Here is a 25,175-nt window from a genome sequence, read left to right as displayed (position 1 = left end):
TTGTCCCGGGGCCGGGCGCCGCGCTCAGGCGGTGGTCGCGGCTTCGAGTGCGCGCAACCCGGCCTGGGCGACGGCCATGTCCTGGCTGTAGTGGCCTCCGCTCACGCCGATGCCCCCGATGACCGCGCCGTCGATCGTGAGGGGGTACCCGCCGCCGAAGATGACCAGGCGATCGATGCCGGTCGGGGCTCCGACGCGCAGCGGCTCGTCGCCCTTGATGAAATCAAACCAGCCGTCGGTGGGCATGGCGAAGCCGGCCGCGGTGTAGGCCTTGTCCTGGGCGACCTGCACCGAGAGCAGCGGAGCGCCATCCATCCGGGCGAATGCCTTCTGGACGCCGGACTCGTCGACGACGGACACGACGAACGCACCGCCGTCCTCGACGGCCTGGGCGACCGCCCGGTTCACGATCTCCTGGGCCAGCTCGAGCGTGATCGAGGGTCGGTTGTAGGTGTTCGCCATAGCTGTGGATCTCCTCGACATCGGGGTGTGTGACTTGAGCCTCGGTTGGTGAGATGTATGCAAACCGTCCACAGATGATCTGTCAAGTCGGACGGCCGTGAGGTGCGCGATGTATGCAGCAATGCGACATCTAGATCCAATCGCCCCCGGACGCCCCCGGACGAGCAAAGCCCTTTGAAGTGCACGAATGTGCGCCCTGAATCCTGGGGCGCGAGACCTGCGTTCCAGCCAAGCCCTGCCTGATGTGCACACACGAGCCGCTACCCCAAGAAGTACCTCTCAGGAGAGTGGCGGTTGACACGGCACCGAGCAACCTGTTGCATACACATGATCGCGTCGCAGGGGCCGCGTGTAATACGAGTCCCATCGGCAGGCGCATCCACAGAGGACATCGGCACTGAGGATTCGAGGCGAAGATGGGCAAGCTGGACGGCAAGAACATTGTGATCACCGGCGCCGCCGGCGGCATGGGGCAGGCCGCCTCCCGCATGTTCTGCGGGGAAGGCGCGCGAGTGCTCGGCGCGGACCTCAACGGCGCGGCCGGCAAGGAGCTGGAAGCCACGCTGAAGGACGAGGGCCTCGACTTCCGCTTCGCCGAGGTCGACGTGACCTCGGCCGCGAGCATCTCCGCGTTGGCGGAGACCGCGAAGGCCGAGTTCGGCGCGGTCGACGTGCTCTACAACAACGCCGGGATCATCATGGGCAAGCCGATCCTGGAGACCAGCGAGGAGGAGTGGGCCTTCGTCGAGAGGATCAACTCCAAGAGCATCTTCCTCGCCACGAAGGCCTTCGTCCCGCTGATGAGCGGGCGGAAGGGCTCGATCATCAACGTGTCCTCCATCGGGGGAGTCGTCGCGTTCGAGAACATGGGCGCCTACGGCGCGGCGAAGGCCGCGGCCGCACACTTCTCCCGGGTCGCGGCCGTCGAGCTCGCGCCGGACATCCGCGTCAACGCGATCTGCCCCGGCGTCGTCGACACCTCGATGCCGCGCAACTTCACGAAGGACATGTCCAACCGCGACGAGATCTTCGAGACCTGGAACCACGAGCACCTCACCGGCCGGCTCGGCCGGCCGGAGGAGGTCGTCTCGCTGGCACTGTGGCTCGCCAGTGACGAGGCCGGGTTCATGACCGGCGCGGTCATCAACGTCGACGGCGGCTACTCCACCCGCTGAGGTGTGCCCGCGGCCACGCGGCGGCCGGCCCGGTGCCGCGCGGCCGCGCTCCGCAGCGCTGCATCCGACCAGTCCTCCGTAGGGCACACCGCCCCGCTATCACTCATCGTCCGTGAGGAGCCCCGTGAGCCGCATCGCCGCAGCACTGACCGCCCTGGCGGCCGGGCAGATGGTCGTGGTCGCCGACGACAGCGACCGGGAGAACGAGGGCGACCTCGTCATGGCCGCCGACGCCATGACCGCGCAGGCCATGGCGTTCTTCCTGCGGTACGGCAGCGGGATCGTGTGCGTGGCGCTCACCGACGAGCGGGCCGACACGCTCGGCCTGCCGTTGATGGTCGAGGACAGCACCGACCTCCACCGGACTGCGTTCACGGTGACGGTCGACCACGTCTCGGTCGGTACGGGGATCTCGGCGGCCGACCGCTGCACGACCGTCACGGCGCTCGCCGACGTCGGGACCCGCCCCGAGGAGCTGCGCCGACCGGGCCACGTCTTCCCGCTGCGGGCCCGGCGAGGTGGTGTCCTGAAGCGGCCCGGTCACACCGAGGCGGCGGTCGATCTGCTGCGCCTGGCCGGCCGCGACGACGTCGGCGTCATCACCGAGCTCGTCGATGACAACGGCGTCCCGCTGGCCGGGGACGCGATCGCCGCGTTCGCCGCCCGCCACGAACTTCCCGTCCTGTCGGTCGCCGAGCTGATCGGCCACCGCCGCACCACCGAGGCGCTCGTCCGGCGCAGCGGTGAAGCCACGCTGCCCACCGACGCCGGCACGTTCCGGGCCGTCGCCTACGAATCGCTGCTCGACGGGATCGAGCACCTCGCACTGGTGCACGGCGACCCGACCTCCGGCGTCGCCCGGGCCGAGGGCGCGCTCGTGCGGGTGCACAGCGAGTGCCTCACCGGCGATCTGTTCGGATCACGGCGTTGCGACTGCGGCGCCCAGCTGGAGCAGTCACTGGAGATGATCGCCGACGCGGGGGTCGGGGTGCTGGTCTACCTGCGCGGCCACGAGGGGCGCGGGATCGGGCTCGGGCACAAGCTGCGCGCCTACGCACTCCAGGAGCACGGTCGCGACACCGTCGACGCCAACCTCGAGCTGGGGCTACCCGTCGACAGCCGCGAGTACGGCATCGGTGCCGCGGTCCTCGCCGACCTCGGCGTGACCCGGCTGCGGCTGATCACCAACAACCCGCACAAGTACGGGGGCCTCGACGGCTTCGGCCTCGAGGTCGTCGGCCGCGTCGGCTCCCCCACCGCCGTCACCCCGGACAACCTCGCCTACCTGCGCACCAAGCGGGACCGGATGGGCCACCTGCTGCACCTGCCCCCGACCGCCACCGGCGCCTGACGACTCCTGTGAAGGGACAGCCCGCGATGAGCACCTCCGTCCTGCGCCTCCGCGACTGTGCGGAGGCCTGATGACCCACCCGCAGCCACCCCTCGTCGATGCCGCATCGATGCGCGACGTCCTCGGTCACTTCTGCTCCGGCGTCACGGTGATCACCGCGATCGGCCCGGACGGGCCGGTCGGCTTCACCTGCCAGTCCTTCGCGTCGCTGTCCCTGGACCCGCCGCTGGTGAGCTTCGCCCCGGCGCGCACCTCGAGCAGCTGGCCCAGGGTCCGCGACGCACACCGCTTCTGCATCAACGTGCTCGCCGACGACCAGGCCGACGTGTCGAACGCCTTCGCCCGGTCCGGCACCGACAAGTTCGCCGGGATCGAGTGGCGTCCGAGCCTGCAGGGCGCTCCGGTCCTCGGCGGGGTCGTGGCCTGGATCGACTGTGAGCTGTGGGCCGAGTACGACGGCGGCGACCACACCGTGGTCGTCTCGTCGGTGATCGACCTCGGCACTGACACCGCCCGAACCCCGCTGCTGTTCCACCGCGGTGCCTACGGGTTGCAGAGCGCCCTCCGGGTGGAAGAGGCGTCATGACCCCGGCATCCGGACCGGGCGTCGGGGCCGACCCCGACGCCGACGCCGGCCCGGACCCGGAAGCCGCCCTGCAGCCGCAGACCTGATCCACCAGCGCACCCCCGACGACCAGTTCACACACACGACTTCACACGACCGACATCCCGAGGAGCACCCGTGACCAGCGCCGCCGAACGATTGGGCCTCGTCCCCGCCACCCAGCGCCCGGAGAACCAGCGCAAGCCGCTGGTCGACGGACGCACCACCCACCCCATCTTCAACGACCAGCCCCTCAAGCTCGGGCTGTTCGCCTCCAACTGCTCCTACGGCATGACCATCAGCCACGCCGAAACCACCTACGAGGCGACCTGGGAGCACACGCTCAAGATCGCGCAGAAGGCCGACCGGCTCGGCTTCGAGGCCCTCGTCCCGGTCGCGCGCTGGCGGGGTTTCGGCAGCACCTCCAACTTCAACGGCACCTGCTTCGAGACCTACACCTGGGCGACCGGCCTCGCCGCCCTCACCGAGAACATCGGCATCTTCGCCACCTCCCACCTGCCGACCGTGCACCCGATCGTCGCGGCCAAGATGGCCGCCACCGCGGACCACGTCTCCCGGGGCCGCTTCGGCCTCAACCTCGTCATGGGCTGGTTCACCCCCGAGATGGAGATGTTCGGGGCCGAGCAGCGGGAGCACGACGACCGCTACGGCTACGGCCAGCAGTGGCTCGACTTCGTCCTGAAGCTGTGGACCGAAGAGGGCTCCTTCGACTTCGTCACCGAGGACTTCAACAGCCTCGACGTCGAGTCCTACCCCAAGCCGTACCAGGCACCGCGGCCCGCGCTGATCAACGCGGGCAACTCGAAGTCGGGCATCGAGTTCTCCGCCCGCAACGTCGACGTCAACTTCGCCGCGCTGGACACCGTCGAGACGATGAACGACTACACCTCCCAGCTCAAGGCCAAGGCGCGCGAGGACTACCAGCGCGAGATCCAGACCATGACCTACGGCCTGATCGTCTGCCGGGACACCGAGGACGAGGCCAAGCGGGACTTCCAGCACATCGTCGACATGGGCGACCGGGACTGCGCGAACAACGTCATGAAGGTGCTCGGCATGCAGAGCGAGTCCTTCACCTCGCAGATCGAGACCTACCAGGAGCGCTTCATCGCCGGCTGGGGCGGCTACCCGATCGTCGGCACCCCGGAGCAGGTCGCCGAGGAGATGCAGCGCCTCCACGAGACCGGCGGCATGGACGGGATGATCATGGGAATGCTCGACTACCACGAGGAGATGGACTACTTCGGCGACAACGTCATGCCGCTGCTCAAGCAGGCCGGCCTGCGCCACTGAGCCGCATCCGGCATCGACACATCCGACCGACGACGGCGGCCACGGTGTGGTCGCCGTCGTCCTCGGCCGCGGCACCCGGTCACACAGCGCCGGGTGGCGCTGCCGGCCCCCTCGGCGGAGGAGAGCCCCATGGCCGTAGCGATCTGTGAAGTTGGACCCCGCGACGGGCTGCAGAACGAGCCCGACGTACTCGCCCCCGACATCCGCGCCGAACTCGCGAACCGGATGGCCCGCACCGGGGTCCCCCGGGTCGAAGCAGCGAGCTTCGTCAATCCCGAGCGCGTCCCGCAGATGGCCGGCGCCGAGGAGGTCCTCGCCGCGGTCACCCCCGGGGAGAACCTGACCCGGGCGGCGCTCGTCCTCAACGACCGAGGCTACGAGCGGCTGCGCGCGACCTCCTGCGAGGAGGTCCATGTCGCCTTCTGCGTGACCGAGACCTTCAACCAGCGCAACCAGGGCCGCTCGGTGCAGGAGTCCCTGCAGCAGGCCCGCACCATCGTCACCGCTGCCCACGAGGACGGACGACGCGCCACCGTGACCCTGGCTGCCTCCTTCGGATGTCCCTTCGAAGGACAGGTCGACCCCGCGCGCGTGCTCGGCCTCGCCGAGCAGCTCACCGACGCCGACGAGATCGTCTTCGCCGACACCATCGGGGTCGGCGTCCCGAGCCAGGTCAAGAAGCTGCTCGCCGGCGCAGAGCACCTCGGCACCCCGCTCGGCCTGCACCTGCACAACACACGCAACACCGGCTACGCCAACGCCTACGCCGCCGTCGAGGCCGGCGTGGCGGTCCTCGACGCCTCCGTCGGCGGCATCGGCGGCTGCCCGTTCGCGCCCCGGGCCACCGGCAACATCGCCACCGAGGACCTGCTCTACATGCTCGACAAGGAAGGCGTGGACACCGGCGTCGACATCGACGAGGTCATCCATGTCGCCGAGTGGCTGGAGTCGATCCTCGGCCGCCGGCTCACCGGCCAGCTGTATCGCGTCGGCCCCTTTCCACCCCCATAGCTCGCTGATACACCCACCTGCCTATTTCGACGTCCGGGAGCCATACCGCACCCAGGACCTGCGGCGTGTGCCGGCGTCGGTACGCCTGGAGCTGGCGCCTCACGGTCGACGAGGTGCTCGGCCTGCGGGACACGACTCGGCGCCCACATGTTCGGGCGGATCCGCTCGTCGACGAACGCGCGCACGCGCCCGCGCAGTGCGCTCCTCGGGCGAGAGCAGGCTGTCGAGGTCGAAGGTGGTCGTGAGCCAAGTCGGTTATCGGGTTCTCCGGTGTCAAGCGGTTTCGAGCAGGACGGTGATGCCCTACCCCACGCCGGTGCACATGGTCACCGAGCCGCCCGGGGGGCCGGTCACACACGTCCCTTCGGTCGGCGCCGCGGGGCGCGCGCATCGCGGTGGTCCGTGACGGCCGCCGCGGGCCGTCCCCGGGGTCACCTCCTGCTCGCGCCAGCGGCGCCGCCGAGCGGTGCCCCGCGCCCAGCCCATCGCGTCATCGACGTCGGCCAGAGTCATGCACTCGGACAGAGCACGCCGAATCGCTGCCGCATCCGGCACCCCAGCCGGGGCCTCCCCTCGACCGGGGGACCGCGAGTCGTCAGGGAGGTCGGGAGGGTCCGCCTCGTCCACTCCAGCAGTGTCGCCGAGGCGGCTGGGTTCGGCGGTGCCCGGCCAGGGAGTCCACCTCGTTGAGCAGCGCAGTTGGCGCCCACGGGCGGGTGTGGCCTAGCGGGGCTCGCTGTGGCGGGGGCTGAGCGCGGCGGCTGGCACCAGCACGCCCTGGTGATACGCCTGGACGGCGCCGTAGGAGTCGCAGACGGCGAAGTCAACCCGGCCGAACCAGCGCCCGTCCACCGCGCGGTTCCACCACTTCAGCGTCCCCGGAACCCGCCCGGTGGCCTTCAGGTAGCCGCCCGGATCCGGGTCGTCGACGCCAGCCGTGGAGTCGTCGGGTTCACCGTAGAGCTTGTCGAGGTCTACCCAGACCGGCCGGTCCAGCGGCCTCAGCGGCGCGCTCGTCGTCGACAACCACGGCTTGTACACGGGCCTTGCTCCTCCTCCAAGGACGTGCCGACACCGGGGCCGCGGTGCGACTGCCCGGTAGCCGGGGTCGGGGGAAGCGACCTCGATGACTCGCAGAGGATCGCACACGCGTTCGAACTTGCCCATCGTCGCTGCCGCCTCGGAGGGCGGGCCGTAGCAGCGGTGCGACCTGCTCCCAGAGCGAGTCCGGGACAAGATCCTCGACCACAGCCGCCTCATTGGAGGCTTCCGCTCCACACGCGGCTGTTGCGACGGGGCCGCGCCTCGCTCGGTGGCCCCGCCAGCAGGGGGCGTGACACGGCTTGTGACACGAGCCGGAGTCGTTTGGCGGCGCCCGGAGTGGCTGGGGTGGCCGGGTGTGTGCCGATAGTTGCAGATAGAGGCTCTGGTCTACTCGGATCGGCGGTCTTCCAAGCTGCCGGTCGGTAGCTGCTGCGACGATGGGCAGCGTGTCAGGTGGCGACGATGTGTACCTCGCCCTCGTTCCGGTGCTGGACACCAGCCGACCTAACTTCCGTTCGGCCGGCTGGCGTGTGGTTGAGGCTGGCGAGCGGGCCATCGGACACAGCGCGTTGGGATAGCTGCCGCATTTCGGACGCCGTGGGGCCGTTCGTGGGGCGAAACACGGTCGAACGGTGTGGCTTGAGCTGCTCCAGTGACCCACGACGTGGACAAGGTGGCTGGTAGAGGCCTGAAGTGACCCCCGTCAGCCCTTTTGGGCGATCGCGGTGGTCACCGACAGGCTGCTGTACGCAGAGGACCCGCGTGCCAGCGCTCAGCGGGTAAGTACGACTGCGTGCTCGCGGATGCGGTCCCACAGTTCGACCGGGATGTCGGTGTAGACGAAAATGTCCTCACTGACATATCGCAGAGCTATCGCGATATGCCGATAATTCAGATTATGACAGTTACCCGTCGACAAGGCTGGTACGGCCTCTGATGGCCGCGTCATCCCTCACGTCAGTTACGGCGCGGGTTGTCGCCCGGCCGCGACCGCCCGGGTCGCCCGCCGTGGTGAAGGACCGGCGCAGGTTCGATCTCCGGCGCAGGCGCGAGGACAGCACGGGTGTGCGCGCCCAGCCCGGGATCGGCGGCACGACGTGGGTCGTCGAGGATGTCGACGTCGCGCCGTAGGCCCGGCCGGCCCCCGGTGAGCGGTGAGGCACCCGTCCCGCACGCGCCGCAACGCCGCCTCGGAAGGGGGAGTCGCGGCGCACACGGATCGGCGAGAGCGTCGGTCATGGTCACGCAGCGGGGCCGTCCGCAGACACCCAGCCCTGATCCTGTCGGGGTGTCCAGGCCCGCATGAGGTCCAGCAGCGGGCGCACCTCGGTCTCGGCCAGGATCAACGCTCGGTCCTCCTCTCGGAGGAAGCGCTCCGCCACGGCGTGGTCGAAGAACCGGAGCAGCGCCTCGTAGTACCCGGCGGTGTTCAACAGCCCGGTCGGCTTGTGGTGCAGCCCCAGCTGCAACCAGGTGATCGCCTCGGCGAACTCCTCGAGGGTTCCGAGCCCGCCGGGCAGGGCGATGAAGCCGTCGGAAAGCTCGGCCATGCGCGCCTTGCGCTCGTGCATCGAGTCGACGACATGCAGCTCGGTCAGGCCCTCGTGCGCCCACCCCTGGTCGAAGTCGTATTTGGGGATGACGCCGACGACCTGACCGCCGGCTTCCAGGACGCCGTCGGCCAACGCCCCCATCGTCCCCGTCGAGTTACCGCCGAAGACGAGCCGAATCCCGTCGGAGGCGAGAATCCCCGCCAGTTCACCGACGGCGTGCAGATAGACGGGTTGGCGACCCCGGCTGGAGCCGCAGAACACGCACAAGGACCTCATCTGCAGAACCTCTCTCTCGGGCCCAACTCGTTGGGCGCGCGGTGTCGAAATCCGGGTCCCGTCGGGGCGGGGGAGCGTGCCCACGGGCTCCAGGCCGAGATCGGTGGCCGACTGGAAGGCGCCGCGACATCGTCGAGTACTCCGGCCGGCGCCCCGGCCGCCATGCAGGCCGTGGCCCACTCCGCTGCGGGGCGGGTGGCGAGGAGTTCGACGCGCAGAGGTGCGAGTGCACTCGGCGGCGGAACCATGACCGTGGGAGGCCTCCGTCCTTGGGTGAACCGTTTCAAAAACGCAGCCCTGCCGCTTGGACAGCCCAAACCTGGGCCCCGGCCGAAGGTCGCACGATGTGCTAGCTGACAGTGGCCCTGATGAAGAACGTGCGTCGAGGCCTTGATCGAGACCGTACTGCAAGATACGTTTCTATCATCGTGATCCCAATCACTGTCAATATCTGCAGGTGGCCCTCGCAACCTCTTCGGGTTGAAACGTTTCTGTCATGAGCAGCATGACAGCCTCCACGGCCGCGACCTCCGGAGCGCCCAGGCTCCCGGACGGCTCGTGCGGGCTGCTAGTTCCGCGGCTCGTATCTGGGCGGGCGTTTGGTGGTTCATCGGGCGCGGTTCCGTTCACTGGGGCGCCGGGAGAGGTACGCCGGCGCCTGATGAGGGGCGGGCGGCAGGTGAGCGGGGTGGACGTCGCGGGCCGGTCGATCCGGCCCGCGACGTCTCCGCCACCCGGCTAGGCCGCGGCGGCCGCGGGCTCCTCGGCCGGGCTCTCGGCGGCCTGGTCCTCCCTGACCTCGGCGGGGGAGGTGTCCGGGCAGCTACAGCGGATGGACCCGCTGCGCAAGCTCCTGCACCTCGCCGGGACGCGACGCGCGCTGCTCGCCGCACACGACGACCCACCGCCGACCGCGCTGCTGGCGCGGATCTCGCGGCTCCGGGAACACCGCACTGCTGGTGGTCGTGGTCGTCGTGGTGCTGGGCTGGCTGGTTTCGCTGGTGCTACACCCCTGGACGGCCTGCTCGGCCTGCAAGGGCTCGCCCCGCCACTACGGTTCGGTGGCGACGAAGTCCTTCCGACTTTGCTCGGCCTGCGGGGGCAGCGCCCGGCAGTTGCGTTTCGGCGCTCGCATGTTTCGCGGGGAGTAACCCGCCCGGACTCCTCATGGCGCGCCGACCGCCTGCGGCGACGGGCCTGACGCGTTTGATCGAGTTCGGCGCCCGACCGGAGCGGAGGTCAGCTGCTGCCCCGCGCCGGCGGCGTCTCCCGCCGACTCGCCTCGAGCTCGTCGAGGCGGTCGAGATGGCGGTAGATCGTCGCCCGGGTGACGCCGAACTCGGCGGCGATCTGGGCGACGGTGAGTTCCCCAGCCTCGTACATCTCCCGCGCCAGCCGGGCTTGGCGCTCCCCCAGCTTCGGCTTCTGCCCGCCCGTCCTCCCCCGCGCCCGGGCGGCGGCGAGCCCGTCGCGGGTGCGCTCGGACATCAGGGCGTGTTCGAACTCGGCGATCGCACCCAGAATCTGGAAGAACATCCGCCCGACCGCGGTCGAGGTGTCGATGCCCTGATCGAGCACCACCAGATCCACCCCCTCGTCCTGCAGCCGGCCGGAGAGGTCGATCAGGTGCTCCAGCGACCGGCCGAGGCGATCGAGCTTGGTGACCACGAGCTGGTCCCCCGCACGCAGCGTCCGCAGGGCCTCGTCGAGCTCGGGCCGGCGCGCCAGCTTCCCCGACGCGGTGTCGATGAACACCCGCTCGCAACCGGCCGCACTCAGCGCGTCGGCTTGGGCCTCGGGATGTTGGTCGCGGGTGGAGACCCGTCCATAACCGATCCGCACGCCGTGGAATGTATCGCAAACCCAGTTGTGCGTGACTTAGGCGCGGACACGAGTCTTGTTACAACCTTCACCTGCGGAAACGCCCGGTCGTTGGGAGCGTCTCGTGAACGATCGTTTGCGAGACAATCCAGCGCACTGGCCGACGGCTGCGCGGCTGATCGACCTGTGTCAGACAATGTGAGACGCTGTGTTACGTGGGGGACGATCTGTGGTGGCGCGACGCGGACGCCGACTACATCCGGCGGCGGGCTGACCGCTATCCCGGCGCGACGAACATCGAGCGGAGTGGACGCTCGACGCAGCGGCCGATCCGTGGCGGATCGTGCGCGATCCGGACCCGAAGAGCCGTAGCGACGCCATCCGGATCATCGGCTACTCGCCCGCCGCCGGGTTCGTCATCACCGTCATCGCGACCGGTGGAGCCCATGCCGGGGTGACGGCGTGGAAGAGCAGCGGGGCCGATCTTCGGGACTGCGAGGGGCAGGGCAGGTCATGACCGAGGGTGGGATCACCGACCGAGCCGATGACGCGGTGGTCGAGGCCGAGGTGCGGGCGGTCCGCGAGGAGTACGCCGACGAGGAGGCTGAGGCCGCCGAGATCGAGGCGGCGGAGAACGCGGCGGCGCTGGATGTGCCGTTGTCGCTGCGCATCACCAGGGAGCTGGACGGCGAGTTGCGGCGGCGGGCCGCGGCCGAGCAGATCCCGACCTCGGCGCTGGTGCGCCGGCTGCTGAACAGCGCTGTGTACGGGCGCCATGCTCCCGTGCTCACCGTCGAGCAGGTCGAACAGATCGCCCGCCGCGTAGCCCAGGAGACGGCTGCAGGTCGGTGAGACCCGTTCTCGCTTCCCGGTGTGGCCTGCCCGGGGCCGTCCTGGCCGGGGAGTCCGCGACGCGCATCGTCATCGGGCGGGGCCGCTGAGTGAAGCGAGGATGTGCTCTGGTCGGCCTGGCGTCTCGGCCGGGGATGTCGATGGTTCTGTGGGTCAGTCGGTGTGTTGCCCGTCGCGGTGCGCGTCGAGCCATTCGACCGCGGTGACCTTCGGCTCGGCGGCCAGGTCGATCCCGCGGGACTTCAGCTCGGCGTCGGCCCGCTCGGCGGCAGCCCGGATGTCCGCCGTGCGTGCGTACCAAGCGCGGTACGCCTCGACGTCGCCCACGGGTGGCGCCCACGGCAGCTCGCGCCCGGCCGCGGCGACCCGGACCCGAAGCTCCCCCTCGGACATGAGCTCCTCACTGCACGCCGCGAGCCGCGCCGCCTGCCCCTGCGCATATGTGGCATGGCTGCTCGCCATCCGGACGGCGGGGAGGGCCAGCGGCCACGTCCCGGTGGCGCCGCGGACCACCGGGCAGCCACCCTCCCATCGCTCGAGGAACACCACGGCCCCTTGGGGGAGCTCATCTGCGTAGGTGAGGACATAGCGGCCAGCTGGGAAGTGGGCGTCATCTTGCGGTGGGTAGGTCGTCATGAGTGCGCCCTCTCGTTTGGCTGTTGCGATGGTCGTGCGGTCATACGCCCGGCCTCGTCATGGTCGAGGCCCCAACCGGTGCTCGGCGGTCGTGCCTACTCCTCCACGTCGTGCGGCTGTGCTGCCTGGACGTGCCACTCGGCCCGAGCAAGGAGTTCGTCGAATGTGATGACGTCTGGCTCGTAGAGGTTGCGGCGGTATAGCTCAAACGAGCGGTACTTGTCCCTGTGAACACCGTTGGCACCTCTCAGCTTCCGGAGGTGCCCGGCAATCAGATACGACCTCGGGCGGACCACGTAGGCGGCTTCGCCGGTCTCGGCGCCGTCATCATCGAGCTTGTTGAGCACCTCGCCGATGTCTTCTCGGGCAAGGAGGACAGTCTGCTGGAGCTGGGTCACGCCGCCCGCGAGCTCCGTCGACGGCGGCCAGCACCCGGGGCGGTACTCCGCGCCGGACTTGTACTGCTCGTTGCTGAGGAGCGGTGTCTCGTGGTGCTTGATTTCGGCGAAGACGAGCGAACGGATCTGGCCGTTTGTGTGCATGAGCGCGTCGGTTCGCTTCGCTCTGCCAGCGACAGAATAGCCGGCCACGACTTGCTCAAGTTTCCGCTGATCCCAAGAGGTCAGGAGCTGACCCGTCAGGGAAACGCCGAGGATCCACGGCTCGCTTTCAAGGAGGTCCTGCCACACAGCCTCCTTGCCGGCCGTCTGTCTGCTGGTGCGGGCGATGAGCTCTAGGCGCTCGGCCTCGAAGTAGTCGGGGTCATCAAGAAGCCTGCGAAATCGAGCGACGACCTCTCCCCGCGTTCCGCAGCTGATGGGCGGATCTGGACACACGCCGCGGTATTCTCCCAGGTCAGCGAGCGGGAGCAGGTCCGGAAGCGGCGAAAATACTGGACACACGTTCGATCGGTGTTCGAACTGTTGAGCTGCTGGAACTCATGTAACGTCTGGACACGTGCACGTACGAGTGTCGACACGGCGAAACAAGGACGGCGCCGCGGTGCGGTACCTGCAGCTGACCCACAACGAGTGGGACCCGACCACGAAGACCTCGCGGCCCAAGGTGCTGCACAGCTTCGGCCGGGAGGACCAACTCGACCGCGACGCGATCAAGCGCCTGGTCGCGTCGCTGACGAGGCTGCTCGACCCGGCCACCGCTCTGACCGGCTCGCAGGCGCCCGGGGCGGCGGGGCTGGCGTTCACCTCCTCGCGCCCGGTCGGCGGCACCCTGGTCCTCGACGCGTTGTGGCGCCGCCTCGGGATCGACACCGTCATGACCCGGCTGCTCACCGGGCGCAAGCGCGACCCGCGCACCGAGCGGGTGCTGTTCGCGCTGGTGGCGAACCGGGCGCTGGCGCCGGGTTCGAAGCTGGCCGCCGCGGGCTGGGTGAACCGCCGCGCGCACATCGACGGCCTGGCCGAGACCTCCGACGACGCCTGCTACCGGGCGATGGACTGGCTCCTCGACATCGCCCCCGATCTGGAACGGGAGGTGTTCTGGCAGGTCGCGACCCTGCTCGATCACGAGGTCGACCTGCTGTTCTTCGACACCACCTCCACCTACTTCCAGACCGACGAGCCCGACGACCCGCTCGCCCGTGACGTCCGCGGGCGCCCGGTCCCCGACCAGGACCCCGGCGACGGCGACGGCGACGGCGACGGCGACGGCGACGGCGACGGCGAGGACACCGGCGGCGGGGTGGGGTTCCGGACTTACGGCAAGTCGAAGGACTCCCGTGACGACCTGCCCCAGGTCGTGATCGGCATGGCCGTCACCCGCGCCGGGATCCCGGTGCGGGTGTGGTGCTGGCCGGGCAACACCACCGACTCGGCGCTGATCCGCCAGGCCCGCGAGGACATGCGGGACTGGACCCTGGCGAGGGTGATGTGGGTCGCGGACCGCGGGTTCTCCTCGACGCAGAACCGCAGGGAGCTGCGCCGCGGCGGCGGGCACTACATCATCGGAGAGAAGCTCCGCTCCGGTTCCGCGGAGGCCACCGCGGCGCTGTCCCGCCAGGGCCGCTACAGCCATGTCCGGGACAACCTGCAGGTCAAAGAGGTCAAGATCGCCGCTGATGAGCGGTTCGTGATCTGCTTCAACCCTGAGCAGGCCGAACGGGACGCCGCGCTGCGCGAGGTCATGGTCGGCAAGCTCACCGCGCTCATCGCCGACACCGACCGGCTCACGGTGACCAAGCGGGCCGAGCTGCGCGGGCGCATCTCGACCATGCCCGGGCTCAACCGGTTCCTGCGCGTCACCCCGAAGGGCCTGCTCCGCGTCGACCGCAAGAAGATCGCCGGCGAGGTGAACCTGGACGGGAAGTACCTGCTGCGCTGCTCGGACCCGCACCTGTCCGCGGAGGACATCGCGCTGGGCTACAAGCAGCTGTTGCAGGTCGAACGCGGCTGGCGCGACATGAAGACCACCCTGGAACTGCGCCCGGTCTATCACCGCCTCGAAGAACGCATCCGTGCCCACGTCATCCTCTGCTGGCTCGCGCTGCTCCTGGTCCGCATCGTCGAGACCACCACCGGTGCTACCTGGAACCGCGTCCGCGAGGACCTCCAAGACCTGCACGTCGGCACCTTCACCGGCCCCGCCGGCACGTTCCGCCAACGCACCGAGCTGACCACCGCCCAGCGCGACATCCTCGCCAAGCTCGACATCAACGCACCCAAGAAGATCATCGAACTCGGGCCCGCCACAACGCTCTGACCAGCACGAACCTCACCGCCTGGACACACGCCCGTCCGGGCGGCCTTCGGCGTTCTCGCAGGTCAACCCCCAGATTCCGTGTCCAGCACCGACATCAGCTGCGGAACCCGGGCTCTCTGCGATGGGCGATTGCCACGAGGTCCTCAGCCGACGGGTCGTTCTCGATGAGGTTGCGAAAGGTCTCCGGCCGACGTTGGTACGCCCGGGCCATACCCTCCGGATCGGCGAAGAAGTCCCGGATCGTCTGGTCGTCGAGGCGGACGGTGTGCTCTCCCCCTTCAAGCGGGATGTACTGGAGGGTCTGCACCAGGTCGATGAGTCGACCGGCCGCGTCACGCCCGAGGGTCAGCAGAGTCTCAAGCTTCGTTGCGTCGCCGTTGGTGGGCACCCGCTGAATCTGAATCTCTCGAACGAGCCCGGCTTCCCGAGCGATCTGGATCTTGACCTGCTTGCGCCCTCCGGGCGTGGTGTGCACGACTTCCTCCAAGTACTCGAGCCCCTCTGACAGCACGCCCGCAGTGTCATCGGGCTCATCGAAGACCTTGACGATGAATCGAGCAGGGTGACCGAAGTCCTGCGATGCCCGGATATCCAGTTCAAAGGTCCGGTGGAAGTATGTGCGGTCCGGCGAGCGATTCCGGGCCCACGTCACTTCGTTCTGAGGCTCGAGAGGCACGAAGCCCCTCCATAAGAGCGTGTTTGAGAAGATCAAGTCGCGGGTGTGAAGACGTACTTCTGTTGGCGGGCGGCCGGCTTGCCGCGGGCGATGCGGCGGGTGATGGTGTTGATCGCGGCCCAGCGGATCATGGCCTCGGAGACGGCGGGGTGGCGTTCGTAGTCGCGGGCCAGACGGCGGTGTGCGGTCAGCCAGGCCAGTGTCCGCTCGACCACCCAGCGGCGCGGGAGGACGGCGAACCCGCGCTGCTCAGGCGGTTTGCGCACGACCTCGACGCTGGTGCGCAGGATCGTGTTCGCCCACTCCAGCAGGCGTCCGGCGAACCCGGCGTCGGCGTAGACGAACCGCACCCTGGTGCGCAGGTACAGGTCGAGCAGGATCGACTTCGCCCCGTCGCGGTCCTGCACCGACGCCGAGCACACCACCGTGGTCAACAGCAGGCCCAGGGTGTCGGTCACGATGAACCGCTTCCGGCCGTTGATCTTCTTCCCTGCGTCGAAGCCGCGCGAGTCCTGCCCGACGGTGTCGGCACCCTTCACCGACTGCGAGTCGATGATCCCCGCGCTCGGTTCCGGGTCCCGCCCCTCGTCGGCACGTAGCTGACGGCGCACGACCGGGAGGATCTTCTCGGTGACCTTCTGCTGTTCCCACCGGTTGAAATACCAGTAGACGGTCTGCCAGGGCGGGAAGTCCGCTGGTAGAGCCCGCCAAGCGCACCCCGCCCGCACGACGTAGAGGATCGCGTCGACCACGTCCCGGCGCGGGTGCTTCTCCGGACGCCCACCCGCCCCGGCCTCGGGCAACAGCGGTTCGATCAACGCCCACTGCTCATCGCTGGTGTCCGAGGGATACCGCCGCTGACGCCGAGCCACCCGTCCACGATGGACCAGAGCGCGGCCCGCGCGGCGCAGACACGCCGACCCTTCTCAAACACGGTCTCAGCTCTGGTGATCGGCCGTGGCGTGCGCCTCGTCTTTCTGGAGAAGACGGGTTCGGGCGGCTGGGGTTATTCGGACGACCCGGACATAGCCCGCGCAGGACTGGACGCGTGGGACAACACGACCGCGACGACGCTCCTTGCGATCGCGGAAGCGGTTCAGTTGCTCACGAAAGCTTAGCTGAAGAACGCGCTACGGTGTTAGAGCTTCGTTCTGCACGGTTACTCTCACGATCCGTTCCGCCTCCAAAGTCTTGGCGCTGGCGCCGAAGGTACCGAGCTCCGAGTCTCGACCGGGGCCGCTCAACCGCGGCGGACTCCTCCGCGAGATGCTCCCGGACCGGATCAAGTAAGTCGATCATGATGTCGTCGGCCTTCTCGAGCCCGAGCCAGCGGACCCTGACCGGCCGGACCACCTGCTGGCGACGGCGTGCCGAGCAGCATCGGAGGGCGGGAGAGTGACGTCCCATCAGGGCCATTACCGAGCGGCAACCAGGAGCGGTTGTTGACGTTCCACTAGTGTCCGTTTGTGGCACGAGCGACACCTTCATCACGCCCTGTGCGCGCGAGCGACCTGACGGCTGGAGTCACGGTGCACGGGCTACGGCCCTCCCCCGTCTCTGTCCTGGCGAACATCCCGCACGGCGTCGATACTCTCGAGCTGGTCTTCCGCGACAGCGCAGGCGCCACGGACACGCAGTTGCTCTACCCGGCCGACCTAGCGCGCCTGACGGTGGAGCAACCCGGTTCCCGTTGGAGCTTCGACGCTGACGGGGCGACGTTCCGGCTCGCTGCCGAGGCACTACGGATCCGCATGGCGGGGCTGCACGATCCGATGCTTGCGGTGTCGTCGTCAAACGTGCGTCCACTGCCGCACCAGATCCGGGCGGTCTACGGCGAGCTGCTTCCCAAGACGCCCCTGCGCTTCCTGCTCGCTGATGATCCGGGCGCCGGCAAGACCATCATGGCTGGCCTGTACGCGAAGGAACTGATCCTCCGCGGCGACCTCGCTCGGATGCTGATCGTGGCCCCGGGCAGCTTGGTCGAGCAGTGGCAGGACGAGCTGGCCGCCAAGTTCGGCATCGATGCCGAGATTCTCTCCCCCGACATGGCCGCCACCGCCCCGGACGGGAACCCCTTCACCCGCCACCCGCTGCTCATCGCCCGAATGGATCAACTCGCTCGCTCGGAGGATCTGCGGGCGCACCTGGCCACCAGCGAATGGGACCTTGTGATCGTCGACGAGGCGCACCGCATGTCGGCCCGATGGTGGACCGGCGAGCTGCGCACCACCCGCCGGTACGAACTCGGCCAGGAGCTGGGCACCGTTGCACGGCACCTGCTGCTAATGACCGCCACGCCTCACGCCGGCAGCGAAGAGAACTACCAGCTGTTCCTGGCCTTGCTCGACCCAGACCGCTTCGAGGGTCGCTTCCGCGACGGCGTGCACTCCACCGACACCACCGGGCTGATGCGGCGCATGGTCAAGGAGGACCTGCTGACCTTCGAAGGCCGGCCGCTGTTCCCCGAGCGGATCGCCGAGACCGTGCCCTACGAGCTGTCGGGCGGCGAGAAGAACCTCTATGAGCGGGTCACGCAGTACGTGCGGGAGGAGATGAACCGTGCGGAGTCGTTGGACGCGGGTCGCACCCGCACGGTCGGTTTCGCCCTCACCGTGCTGCAGCGCCGTCTGGCGTCCAGCACCCACGCGATCCTCCGCTCGCTGGAGCGCCGACGTGACCGGCTGAAGGCGAAGCGACAGGAGATGCTCGACGCTACCCACGCCTCAGTCGTCGAGGAGCGCCTCGACTACACCCTTCGTGCCAACGACATCGACGACTTCGAGTCCGACGAGCTCGACGCCGAGCAGGCCGAGGCGTTGGAGGAGAACATCGTCGACGCGGCGACCGCCGCGCAGTCGGCCGTAGAACTCGCCTACGAGATCTCGCAGCTGGACGATCTCGTCACCCTCGCGACGCAGGTCCGCGACTCCGGACAGGACCGCAAGTGGGCTGAGTTGCGCAGGCTGCTGCTCGACGAGGCCTTGCTCCGAGACCCGGACGGCGCTCCCCGAAAGTTGATCGTGTTCACCGAGCACAAGGACACGCTGTACTACCTGGTCGACCAGATCCGTAACGTGCTCGGCCGCGATGATGCCGTGCTCGTCATCCATGGCGGGACTAAGCGCGATGACCGCCGCCGGGCGCGGGAGGAGTTCACCCACGACCCGGCCCGCACCGTGCTGGTGGCCACTGACGCAGCCGGTGAGGGCATGAACCTCCAGGCCGCCCACCTGATGATCAACTACGATCTGCCGTGGAACCCGAACCGGCTGGAGCAGCGCTTTGGACGCATCCACCGCATCGGTCAGGAGAACGTCTGCAGGTTGTGGAATCTGGTCGCCGAGGACACCCGTGAGGGCCAGGTGTTCGCCCGGCTGCTGACGAAGATGGAGGAACAGCGCAAGGCCTACGGCGGTCGCCTGTTCGACGTGCTCGGTGACGCCTTCACCGAGACCTCGTTGCGCGACCTGCTTATGGACGCCGTCCGCTATGGAGACGACCCAAAGCGGCGAAAGGAGATGTTCCAGGTCGTCGATGCGCAGGTGTCCAACGGGCTCACTGAGTTGCTCATCGAACGGGCCTTGGCCCAGGAGGCGCTCGATCCGCACGAGCTGGCGCGACTGCGTCAGGAGATGGACGAGGCCGCGGCTCGGCGCCTGCAGCCGCACTACGTGGAGCTGTTCTTCCGCGATGCGTTTGCCCGCCTCGGTGGCAGGATGTCGCGGCGCGAGGTAGGCCGACACGAGATCAGCAACGTGCCCGCGACCCTGCGCGCCCGGCAGCGACCCGGCGCCCGCACCCCGCTCACCACCCGGTACGAGCGGGTGACCTTCGAGCCCGGCCGCGTCGAGGGACTCGGCAAGCGGGCGGAGCTGCTGGCGCCCGGACACCCGCTGATGGACACCGTCCTCGACGCCACCGCCGAGGCCCACCGCACGGCGCTGGAACGGGGTGCCCTGCTCTTCGACCCGCACGACCAAGGCACCGTCCCGCGCCTAGTCGTGGCGTTGACAGGCGAGGTCGTCGACGGCACGGGCCGGGTGGTGAGCAAGCGGTTCGTGTTCGTCACCCTTACCCCCGACGGTGAGGCTTCTACAGGCGGACCGGCCCCGTACCTCGACACCGAACCGCTGCCTGAACATGCCCGCTCGGCAGCTAAGAAGGTGCTGGCCCAGCCGTGGCTCGACGGCGGTGTGGAGGCGCTCGCCGGTACGTGGGCGGTCACCCACCAACAGCCCGAGCACCTCGACGACGTGCGCGCCCGGATGCTGCCGTTGCTGAAGAAGACCACCGGGGCGGTGCGGCAGCGCCTGTTGCAGCAGGTTAATTGGCACCACAGCGAGGCCGCTCGGCTCCGTGACGAGATCGCTGCAGGCAAGGGCGGGAAGTCCCGGCAGAGCCCCGACCGGATGGAGTCCCGAGCCCGGGAGCTGGAGGCCCGCCTCGACGCCCGCACGGCGGCACTCTCGGCCGAGGCCCAGCTCGCCGCCAGGGCCCCTACCGTGGTCGGGGCGGCGCTGATCATCCCGGCTGGCCTGGTGACGGGTTCGACCGGACAACACCCGGTGGATACCACGGTCAGCGAACGACGTGCGGTCGACGCCGTCCTGGCCGCGGAGGTTGCGCTGGGCCGTGACCCGGAGGAGATGCCGCACAACAACCCCGGCTACGACGTCCGGACCACCACGGCCGGGGCCCCGACCGTGTTCATTGAGGTCAAAGGCCGGGAGGCCGGCGCCGATGACTTCTTCGTGACTTACAACGAAGTGCTGTTCGGCAAGAACGCCGGAGACAACCACCGCCTCGCCCTCGTCTCGGTCAGCCCGGACGGGCCCGAGCACGACGAGCTGCGCTACCTCACCAACCCGTTCCGCAGCACGGACCTGGGCGGCTTCACCGCTACCGGCATCCGTGGGGACTGGAACGCCATGTGGAACCAAGGGGGACCCCCGCAGTGACTGATGCACCATCACCCGCGCAGAAGCGCAAGCTCATCGAGGTGGCGCTGCCGCTGGAGGCCATCAACCGCGAGTCTGCCCGCGAGAAGTCCATTCGCCACGGCCATCCGTCCACCCTGCACTTGTGGTGGGCTCGCCGACCCCTCGCGGCCGCCCGCGCTGTGCTGTTCGCGCAGCTCGTTGACGACCCCTCTTCCCACCCCGATCGCTTCCCGACTGAGGCCGACGTGGTGACCGAGCGCAAGCGCCTGCACGACCTGATCGAGCGGATGGCCGTGTGGGAAAACTCGGGCGACGAGGACCTATTCCGGCAGGCCCACCAGGAGATCCTTGACTCCACGGGCGGCAACCCCCCGCCCATTCTCGACCCTTTCGCTGGCGGCGGCACAATTCCGCTGGAGGCCCAGCGTCTCGGCCTCGAAGCCCACGCCAGCGACCTTAACCCTGTAGCCGTGCTCATCAATCGCGCCCTAATTGACATCCCTTCGCATTTCGCGCGTCAACAGCCAGTGAACCCCGACGCGTCAAACATTCGCAGCGGGACCTGGCCACGCGCAACAGGACTCGCCGAGGACATCCGCTACTACGGGAAATGGATGCGCACGCAGGCCGAAGAGCGCATTGGAGGCCACTATCCCAGAGTGACCCTTTCTGATGGGTCCACAGCCCAGGTGGTGGCATGGATATGGTCGCGTACTATTACCTGCTCCAATCCGGCATGTCGAATCTCTATTCCTCTTGCCAGATCATGGTGGCTGGGACGAAAGAAGGGGAAAGAGGCATATGTTATCCCCAACGTCGTCTCCGACCCAAGCCACCCCAGCGGAATGCGAATATCCTACTCGATTGGTCACGATCCAGCTACAGCACCGGAGGGCACAGATGATGGAACCGTCTCCGGTTCAGCTGGAGCAATCTGCCTAAACTGCGCAAAGTCGATCTCCGCGAAAGATGTACACTTGCAACTAGATCATCCTGGAGGCCATGCAGCCGATCTGATTGCAATCGTGGCCGAAGGAAATAGGCGCAGAATCTACGCGCCCCCAACGCCAGAGCATCTTGCGGCCGCCACATCTGTCGACGCCAGTGCGATTCGCACAGGAACAGACACACTGCTTGCCGATGCCCGGGGCACGTTTGGGGGAAATGCACAGGGTCGTCGATACGGGTTCTTCACATTTGCAGACTATTTCACTGACCGCCAGCTCCTGCTACTCACCAGTCTGAGCGATCTCGTCGGCGAAGCACAAGACCTGGCGGTGAAGGACTTTCTTGCGACTCGTACGTCGAACGAAGCAGGGGCGGCTCAGGCCTACGGCGCCGCCATTGCGACCTACCTCGGTCTTGTTGTAAGTAGATTAGCTGACTACCAGTCTGCGATTACGACATGGGCCAGCAATCCGAAGAACGAGATTCTTCGGAACGTCTTCTCGCGGCAGGCGATCCCTATGGCATGGGACTACGCCGAGGGCAACCCCTTCGGGGAATCGTCCGGCACGATCTCTATAATGACTGCGGCAGTCGCGCGAGCGCTCGAAGCGATACCCGCTTCAGTTCCAGGAACAGCCACGCAGCGTAACGCAATCGCGCATGACCAAGCCGGCGCCCTAATTTCAACTGACCCCCCATACTACGACAACATCGTCTACTCGGATCTTTCCGACTTCTTCTACGTATGGCTCCGAAAAACTCTGCGTAAGAACCATCCGGACATTTTCTCTTCTATGCTTGTACCAAAAGCAGAAGAGTTGGTGGCGAATGCTTACCGCCACGATGGCAAAGCCGGAGCCCGTCAGTTCTTCGAATCGGGATTCAACAGTGTTTTCCGGCGAGCACGCGAGACTGCACTCGACGCCTACCCGATTACCGTCTACTACGCTTTCAAGCAGGCCGAAACAACCAGCGAAGGCGTAGCCTCGACTGGCTGGGAAACTCTTTTGGACGGGATGGTCCGATCTGGCTGGACAATCACTGCAACGTGGCCGATGCGGAGCGAAAGGGGGGGGCGGATGATTAGTCTGGGTACCAACGCACTCGCCTCCTCTATCGTGCTCGCGTTGCGTCCCCGGCCCGATTCAGCGGCGCGCACGGCGCGACGCGGATTCGTAGCAGCCCTCAAAGCCGAACTACCGACCGCACTCCGCGAGTTGCAGCAGGGAGCGATCGCGCCGGTCGACCTCCCCCAGGCCGCCATCGGGCCTGGGATGGCTGTGTTCAGTCGGTACTCAGCGGTCCTGAGCGACGACGGCACACCGATGGGAGTGCGGGCGGCGCTGTCGCTCATCAATGAGGTATTGGACGAGGTGCTCTCCGAGCAGGAGGGGGACTTCGACCCGGACACCCGGTTCGCGCTCGCCTGGTTCCGCCAGCACGGCTTCGACTCCGGAGACTTCGGCGACGCAGACAACCTCGCGCGCGCCCGCAACGCGTCGCTGGAGCACCTCGACCGGGCCGGGATCCTCAGCCTCCGCGGCACCCGCGGCAAGGTGACGTTGCTCGCCCCATCGAGCCTGGACCCGGAGTGGAATCCGGCGGCCGACCGGTCGATCAGTGCGTGGGAGGTGGTAATGCACCTGGCCCGCGCCCTTACCGAGAACGGGGTGGTCGCCGCGTCCGCGCTGCTCACGCGGGTGCCCGAGTCGATCGACCGCGATCTCTGCAAGGAGCTGGCGTTCCTATTGTTCGCATTGGCCGGGGATGCCAAGCGCACGAAGGTCGCCGTCGAGTTCAACGCTCTGGGCACCGCTTGGAACGACATCGTGGCCGGCGTGGGTCCGTCGGCCGAGCAGGGCACCTTCGACTACACGGGGGACTGAACACATGGGCTTCCTGACGCCGCAGCACAAGCTCTCGACGCTGCTGGAGCGGGCCAACAACGGCCGCATCCAGCTGCCGGACTTCCAGCGCGGCTACAAGTGGGACGAGGAGCGCATCCGCGCCCTGCTGGCAACCATCACCCTGGGCCACCCACTCGGCGTCATCATGCTGTTGCAGACCGGCAGCGACCAAGTCCGCTTCAAGCCGAAGCCGCTCGAAGGCACGCCCGACGGCACGGCGACGGTGTCTCCCGAGCACCTGCTCCTCGACGGGCAGCAGCGTCTGACGTCGCTGGTCCAGTCGCTCACCGGCGACGGTGTGGTCGACACCGAGGACGTACGCAAGAAGCAGGTGCGGCGCCGCTTCTACATCGACATCGAGCGCGCGATGATCGACCCGTCGCGCCTGGACGACGCCATCCGGATCCTGCCCGGCGACGGCATCGAGCGCACCAACTTCGGTCGCGACATCATCCTCGACGTGTCCACCCCGGAGCGGGAGCGCGAGCACGGCCTCTTCCCGTTCCGGCTCGTCTACGACTCGCCGAACCTGCTCGACTGGCTGTGGACTTTCCCCTCCGCCACTGGCGACCTGGCCGAGCGGACCGCGCTGATCCAGCGCTTCCAGGCTGAGGTGGTCACCCCGCTGCAGAGCTACGAGATCCCCGCGATCGAGCTGGACAAGACCACCACGAAGGCGGCCGTCGCAACGGTCTTCGAGAAAGTAAACACCGGCGGGCTGCCGCTGAACGTCTTCGAGTTGCTGACGTCGATCTTCGCGGGCGACGGCGCCTACTTCGCCGAGCACGGCGTCGATTTCCGGCTCAACGACGACTGGGCCCGCACCCAGGCCGTGATCGACGCGCACCCGGTGCTGAAGAAGTTCGATAGCACCGCGTTCCTGCAGGCCGTGACGCTGCTGGCCACCAGCCACGGGCCCGGCGCCACGTACGCGCGCAAGGAGGACATCCTCAAGCTCGATCTCGTCGACTACCTGCGCTGGGCCGAGCCCGTGCGCCGGGCGCTGGTGTGGGTCGCGCAGTTCCTGCACGACGAACACATCCACCGTCAGGACGACATCCCGTACCAGACCCAGCTCATCCCGCTCGCCGCGATGCGTGTCGTGCTGGGTGAGGACGCCGACGTGTACGCGGTTCGCGCCCGGCTGCGCCGCTGGTACTGGAGCGGCGTCCTCGGCGAGCAGTACGGCGGCGCAACCGAGACGCGCTTCGCTCGTGACCTGGACCAGGTCCCCTCCTGGGCTCTGGCCGCCGTGGGGGCCGCGGCCGGAGAACGAGACCGGGCGACGCCAAGCACCGTCGCAGGAGCGAGCTTCACCGAGTCCCGCCTGCTGACTCTGCGCTCACGGCAGTCCGCCGCCTTTAAGGGGATCCACGCGCTGCTGATGGCCCGCGGCTGCAAGGACTGGCGGTTCCAGAAGACCTTTGACCACAACCAGTACATCGCGCTCCGGGTCGACATCCACCACGTCTTCCCGCGGAAGTGGTGCATCGCGAACGAGGTCGAGAGCTGGATGCGCGAGAGCATCGTCAACAAGACCCCGCTGGCGCGCAAGACGAACCAGATGGTCGGGGGCGCGTCACCGGCCGCGTACATGTCGAAGCTGGAAGCAACCGCCGGGCTGACCTCCGATGAGTTGGACGCGGTGATCGCCGCTCACCTCATCGACCCGTCGACGCTGCGCGAGGCTGATTTCGAGACCTACTTCCTACGACGTCGCCGGGCACTCCTCGAACTGGTCGAGGCCGCGATGGGCAAACCGGCGCAGCGCGACGTCGAGGCTGACGAGCTCGTTGGCGGCTTCGAGACCCCCGACCAGTTCGCCGACGAACCCGACGACGTCGAGGACGGCGCCGACGAGAACCCGACCGACGAGGAGGCCTGAAC

General features: G+C 68.1%; 19 protein-coding genes and 1 pseudogene. 12 read left to right on the top strand and 8 right to left on the bottom strand.

What is annotated here, in order from left to right; translation table 11 throughout:
* Positions 1–24: 24 nt before the first annotated feature.
* Positions 25–462, bottom strand: coding sequence for a GlcG/HbpS family heme-binding protein (locus I4I82_RS18095; protein ID WP_218591520.1), 438 nt, complete (start codon positions 460–462; stop codon positions 25–27).
* Between the two features lie 416 nt (positions 463–878).
* Between I4I82_RS18095 and I4I82_RS18090 the strand changes: the two genes are divergently transcribed.
* The 5 genes from I4I82_RS18090 to I4I82_RS18070 all read left to right on the top strand — a co-directional run bounded on the left by I4I82_RS18090 (position 879) and on the right by I4I82_RS18070 (position 5,917).
* Positions 879–1,637, top strand: a complete 759-nt coding sequence (locus tag I4I82_RS18090; RefSeq protein ID WP_218591521.1) for an SDR family NAD(P)-dependent oxidoreductase — start codon at positions 879–881, stop codon at positions 1,635–1,637.
* 124 nt (positions 1,638–1,761) lie between these two features.
* The gene (locus I4I82_RS18085; protein ID WP_218591522.1) at positions 1,762–2,988 is read left to right on the top strand and encodes a bifunctional 3,4-dihydroxy-2-butanone-4-phosphate synthase/GTP cyclohydrolase II; all 1,227 of its coding nucleotides are present in this window, start codon (positions 1,762–1,764) and stop codon (positions 2,986–2,988) included.
* 70 nt (positions 2,989–3,058) lie between these two features.
* A complete protein-coding gene (locus I4I82_RS18080; RefSeq protein WP_218591523.1) occupies positions 3,059–3,574 on the top strand; it encodes a flavin reductase family protein in 516 nt (171 codons plus the stop codon).
* Positions 3,575–3,730: 156 nt separating this feature from the next.
* Positions 3,731–4,906 carry an LLM class flavin-dependent oxidoreductase gene (locus I4I82_RS18075; RefSeq protein WP_218591524.1) on the top strand — a complete coding sequence of 392 codons (1,176 nt, stop codon included), beginning with the start codon at positions 3,731–3,733 and terminating at the stop codon, positions 4,904–4,906.
* 129 nt (positions 4,907–5,035) lie between these two features.
* Positions 5,036–5,917, top strand: coding sequence for a hydroxymethylglutaryl-CoA lyase (locus I4I82_RS18070; protein WP_218591525.1), 882 nt, complete (start codon positions 5,036–5,038; stop codon positions 5,915–5,917).
* Positions 5,918–6,640: 723 nt separating this feature from the next.
* On the opposite strand, the gene I4I82_RS18065 is transcribed toward I4I82_RS18070, so the two are convergent.
* The 3 genes from I4I82_RS18065 to I4I82_RS18055 all read right to left on the bottom strand — a co-directional run bounded on the left by I4I82_RS18065 (position 6,641) and on the right by I4I82_RS18055 (position 10,632).
* Positions 6,641–6,958 (bottom strand): hypothetical protein, encoded by a 318-nt coding sequence (locus I4I82_RS18065; RefSeq protein ID WP_218591526.1) that lies wholly within the window; start codon positions 6,956–6,958, stop codon positions 6,641–6,643.
* 1,244 nt (positions 6,959–8,202) lie between these two features.
* Positions 8,203–8,775: an LOG family protein gene (locus tag I4I82_RS18060; protein ID WP_267461577.1), complete on the bottom strand. Its 573-nt coding sequence runs from the start codon at positions 8,773–8,775 to the stop codon at positions 8,203–8,205.
* Between the two features lie 1,254 nt (positions 8,776–10,029).
* Positions 10,030–10,632 carry a recombinase family protein gene (locus I4I82_RS18055; protein ID WP_218591527.1) on the bottom strand — a complete coding sequence of 201 codons (603 nt, stop codon included), beginning with the start codon at positions 10,630–10,632 and terminating at the stop codon, positions 10,030–10,032.
* A gap of 322 nt (positions 10,633–10,954) precedes the next feature.
* Between I4I82_RS18055 and I4I82_RS18050 the strand changes: the two genes are divergently transcribed.
* Together I4I82_RS18050 and I4I82_RS18045 are read left to right on the top strand one after the other, a co-directional pair.
* Positions 10,955–11,128: a hypothetical protein gene (locus I4I82_RS18050; RefSeq protein ID WP_218597109.1), complete on the top strand. Its 174-nt coding sequence runs from the start codon at positions 10,955–10,957 to the stop codon at positions 11,126–11,128.
* 35 nt (positions 11,129–11,163) lie between these two features.
* Entirely contained in the window at positions 11,164–11,463 is a 300-nt protein-coding gene (locus tag I4I82_RS18045) for a hypothetical protein (RefSeq protein WP_218597110.1), read from the top strand.
* Between the two features lie 153 nt (positions 11,464–11,616).
* On the opposite strand, the gene I4I82_RS18040 is transcribed toward I4I82_RS18045, so the two are convergent.
* Both I4I82_RS18040 and I4I82_RS18035 read right to left on the bottom strand, forming a co-directional pair.
* Entirely contained in the window at positions 11,617–12,009 is a 393-nt protein-coding gene (locus I4I82_RS18040) for a hypothetical protein (RefSeq protein ID WP_218591529.1), read from the bottom strand.
* 185 nt (positions 12,010–12,194) lie between these two features.
* The gene (locus I4I82_RS18035) at positions 12,195–12,935 is read right to left on the bottom strand and encodes a Shedu immune nuclease family protein (protein ID WP_218595887.1); all 741 of its coding nucleotides are present in this window, start codon (positions 12,933–12,935) and stop codon (positions 12,195–12,197) included.
* Positions 12,936–13,056: 121 nt separating this feature from the next.
* Here I4I82_RS18035 and I4I82_RS18030 point away from each other — a divergent pair, with 121 nt between their 5' ends.
* Positions 13,057–14,817 carry an IS1634 family transposase gene (locus tag I4I82_RS18030; protein WP_443690138.1) on the top strand — a complete coding sequence of 587 codons (1,761 nt, stop codon included), beginning with the start codon at positions 13,057–13,059 and terminating at the stop codon, positions 14,815–14,817.
* A gap of 94 nt (positions 14,818–14,911) precedes the next feature.
* Here the strand turns inward: I4I82_RS18030 and I4I82_RS18025 are convergent, their stop codons facing one another.
* Together I4I82_RS18025 and I4I82_RS18020 are read right to left on the bottom strand one after the other, a co-directional pair.
* Positions 14,912–15,493, bottom strand: a complete 582-nt coding sequence (locus I4I82_RS18025; protein ID WP_218595886.1) for a hypothetical protein — start codon at positions 15,491–15,493, stop codon at positions 14,912–14,914.
* Positions 15,494–15,539: 46 nt separating this feature from the next.
* Positions 15,540–16,404, bottom strand: a pseudogene (locus tag I4I82_RS18020) (IS5 family transposase); the annotation flags it as partial.
* Between I4I82_RS18020 and I4I82_RS18015 the strand changes: the two are divergent.
* The 4 genes from I4I82_RS18015 to I4I82_RS18000 all read left to right on the top strand — a co-directional run bounded on the left by I4I82_RS18015 (position 16,375) and on the right by I4I82_RS18000 (position 25,173).
* Positions 16,375–16,611: a hypothetical protein gene (locus I4I82_RS18015; RefSeq protein WP_218595885.1), complete on the top strand. Its 237-nt coding sequence runs from the start codon at positions 16,375–16,377 to the stop codon at positions 16,609–16,611. The pseudogene I4I82_RS18020 and the gene I4I82_RS18015 sit on opposite strands and share 30 nt — an antisense overlap.
* A 378-nt stretch (positions 16,612–16,989) precedes the next feature.
* Positions 16,990–20,451, top strand: coding sequence for a helicase-related protein (locus I4I82_RS18010; protein WP_218590223.1), 3,462 nt, complete (start codon positions 16,990–16,992; stop codon positions 20,449–20,451).
* Entirely contained in the window at positions 20,448–23,267 is a 2,820-nt protein-coding gene (locus I4I82_RS18005) for a DUF1156 domain-containing protein (protein WP_218590224.1), read from the top strand. The genes I4I82_RS18010 and I4I82_RS18005 overlap by 4 nt, the downstream gene beginning before the upstream one ends.
* Positions 23,149–25,173: a DUF262 domain-containing protein gene (locus tag I4I82_RS18000; protein ID WP_226370121.1), complete on the top strand. Its 2,025-nt coding sequence runs from the start codon at positions 23,149–23,151 to the stop codon at positions 25,171–25,173. Before I4I82_RS18005 ends, I4I82_RS18000 begins: the two co-directional genes overlap by 119 nt.
* Positions 25,174–25,175 lie beyond the last annotated feature (2 nt).

Source organism: Pseudonocardia oceani (assembly GCF_019263585.2).
In the GTDB taxonomy this organism is placed as follows: Bacteria; Actinomycetota; Actinomycetes; order Mycobacteriales; family Pseudonocardiaceae; genus Pseudonocardia; species Pseudonocardia oceani.
This window is presented reverse-complemented; position numbering and strand designations above follow the sequence as displayed.

Bases quoted from the DNA above. Each gene is read 5' to 3' on its own strand.
- I4I82_RS18015 (WP_218595885.1), top strand. From the start codon at position 16,375: ATGGACCAGAGCGCGGCCCGCGCGGCGCAGACACGCCGACCCTTCTCA.
- I4I82_RS18090 (WP_218591521.1), top strand. From the start codon at position 879: ATGGGCAAGCTGGACGGCAAGAACATTGTGATCACCGGCGCCGCCGGC.
- I4I82_RS18070 (WP_218591525.1), top strand. From the start codon at position 5,036: ATGGCCGTAGCGATCTGTGAAGTTGGACCCCGCGACGGGCTGCAGAAC.
- I4I82_RS18080 (WP_218591523.1), top strand. From the start codon at position 3,059: ATGACCCACCCGCAGCCACCCCTCGTCGATGCCGCATCGATGCGCGAC.
- I4I82_RS18095 (WP_218591520.1), bottom strand. From the start codon at position 462: ATGGCGAACACCTACAACCGACCCTCGATCACGCTCGAGCTGGCCCAG.
- I4I82_RS18000 (WP_226370121.1), top strand. From the start codon at position 23,149: ATGCCAAGCGCACGAAGGTCGCCGTCGAGTTCAACGCTCTGGGCACCG.